Annotated in this window: 2 protein-coding genes; both read right to left on the bottom strand. The window is 68.8% G+C overall.

What is annotated here, in order from left to right:
• The coding region (locus G6R24_RS20130) for an amidohydrolase family protein (protein WP_163550712.1) at positions 1–377 on the bottom strand (377 nt) is incomplete at its 3' end.
• A gap of 314 nt (positions 378–691) precedes the next feature.
• Positions 692–2,631, bottom strand: a 1,940-nt coding sequence (locus tag G6R24_RS20135; RefSeq protein ID WP_338084482.1) for an NAD(P)-binding protein, incomplete at its 5' end; no start/stop codon positions are given.

The raw sequence follows: 2,631 nt of genomic DNA on the forward strand, positions 1-2,631 counted from the left end.
ATACCCTGACGCATCGTCTCCATCGGGACGGCCTCGTTGCGCGACAGGCTGAGCATCGCCCGCTCACGGTCGACCGGCTTACAGGGGGCGAAGCCGAACCCGCAGTTGCCGATGACGACGCTGGTGACGCCGTGCCAGCCCGACATCGTGCACCACGGATCCCAGAACAGCTGGCTGTCGTAGTGGGTGTGCAGGTCCACCACGCCCGGTGCCACGACCCGGCCGGTGGCGTCGACGACCTCCGCGGCGTCGGAGGAACGCACCTTTCCGATGTGGACGATCTTCCCGCCGGCGATGGCGACATCCGCCCGATACCGCGGCGTCCGTAACCCGTCGATGACGGTTCCACCCTTGATGACCAGATCGTAGGTCGCCATTACACGGTCCTCCCTCAGGCCGTCGTGCAGGCCGTTATGACTTCGGTCTCACCATGGAGATTGCCTTGATAGTGAGTCCCGAAAATCATCCCGTCAAGGGAGTTCCCGCATTTCTCTGCCGAACCGGTCGAACACACTGGGGATCGATTCGACAACAGACCAGAATAGCCGCTGCCAGGCGGACGGGAATAGCAGGAAGCCGCCCTCGAAAACAGCGGAAAAAATACCCGGAGAAACCGGGAGGACACGGTGCCGGACCAACCGAGAGCCCGCCCGGCCCGTGCCCGCGGGTCGGTTTCGGAAAAGCCACCCGGTCAGCTCACGGCGTGGTCCTCCGGTTTCAGCCGAGCGGTCATCGCCCAGTAGTCGACGAGTCGCCAGGGGCACAGGACGTACACCCGGCCGTCGGCGGCCTTGTACCAGGAGTGCTCGATCGAGGGGTGGCCCCACATCAGCGTGCCGATCTCGGCCTGGAGATCCTCGGCGTAACGGGCGTAGGCCGTCGGTGTCGGTTCGATCGACCGCCGACCGCCGGCCAGCAGCGCCAGCGCGTCCCCGACGTAGCGCATCTGGCATTCGGTGAGGAAGATGACGCTGCCGGCGTGGGCGAGGCTGGTCGCCGGACCGCCGAGGATGAACAGGTTCGGGAAGTCCGGAACCGTGATGTTGAGGTAGCCCGCGGGTCGCCCCTGCCACACGTCGGTCAGCGACACCCCGCCCCGGCCGACGATCTCCATCGGCCAGAGCACCTCACTGGCCCGGAACCCGGTCGCCATGACGATGACGTCGACCTCGTGGCGTCCGGCGGTGGTGACGATGGCATCCCGCAGGATCTGGTCGTTGACCAGGTCGACGTGGGGGCGTCGCAGGCAGCGCAGCCAGCTGCCGTTGTCCTGCAGCATGCGCTTGGCCATCGGCGGGTAGTCGGGCGTGACCTTGCGGGCGAGGTCGGGATCGTCGCCGACCTGCTCGTCGATCCAGCGGACGAAGGCCTCGCGGCGGGTGGCGCTGAACGCGTTGGCGGTGCGCGGGAAGTCGGGCCACTCGGGGTCCACCCGGACCAGCTCCAGCAGCCGGTCGCTGGACTGCCACATCAGCCTGAACCGGTACCACCGGCCGTAGCCGGGCAGGTGGCGCATCGCCCACCGCTCCCCCGGCCGGATCTGGTCGTGGTAGCGCGGGTTCGGCGCCATCCACTGCGGGGTCCGCTGGAAGACGGTGAGCCGCTCGACCTCGTCGACGACCGCCGGCCCGAGCTGGAACCCGCTGGCCCCGGAGCCGATCAGCGCCACCCACCGGCCGCCCAGGTCGACCCGCTCATCCCACTGCGCCGAGTGGAACGCCGGGCCGGCGAAGTCGGCGAGCCCGGGGATGTCGGGGATCAGCGGTCGACTCAGCAGGCCGACCCCGCTGATCAGCGCACTCGCGGACGCCGTGTGCGTGGTGCCGTCCGCGGTGCGGTAGGTGACCTGCCAGCGCGCGCCGTCGTCGTCCCAGACGGCCCGCTCGACCTCACAACGCCAGCGGACGTGCTCACCGATGCCGTGCTCGTCGAAGCGCGCGCGGAAGTAGCGGTACAGCTCGGGCTGGCGGGCGTAGTACTCGCTGAAGCTGTCGTTCGGACCGAACGAGTAGTTGTAGTAGTGGCTGGCGACGTCGACCCGGGCGCCCGGGTACCGGTTCTCGTACCAGGTTCCGCCGACGTCGGAGTTCTTCTCGAGGATCGTGAACGGGATACCGGCCTCCTTGAGCCGGATCCCGGCGAGCAGGCCGGACTCGCCGCAGCCGATGACGAGAACGCCGAACCCCGGGTCGAGCGGAACCCGCTCGGGGTCGGGCAGCCGGATCGCCCGTGGGTTGCGCCCCTCGAGATCCATCTCGTCGCGGTACATCGCCACGTAGTCGTCGGGCACCGGCTCGCAGGCGATCCAGTTCATGATCTCGTGCACCAGGGCGGGGTCGAGCTCCTTCGCCGGTGGGCAGCCGGCGTCCCGCCAGGACCGAATGACCGCCAGCGCGTCGCGGCGCAGCAGCGCCTTCTCGTCCTCGGTGAGCCCGCCCTGGAACTCGTTGTGCACCCACTGCCGGGGCCGGATCGGCCCGCGCACAGGGGCGGGGTCACCGGTGAGCCCGACGAGGACGGCAGTGAGCGCCGGAACCGAGACGTCCTCGAGCGCCGCCGCGATCTCGTCGTCTCCGTCAGTAACAGGTTCGACGTGCAGGTGACCGTGCGCCATGAATGTCCTTCCACCGC

The organism is Candidatus Frankia nodulisporulans (genome assembly GCF_902806475.1).
Lineage (GTDB): Bacteria > Actinomycetota > Actinomycetes > Frankiales > Frankiaceae > Frankia > Frankia umida.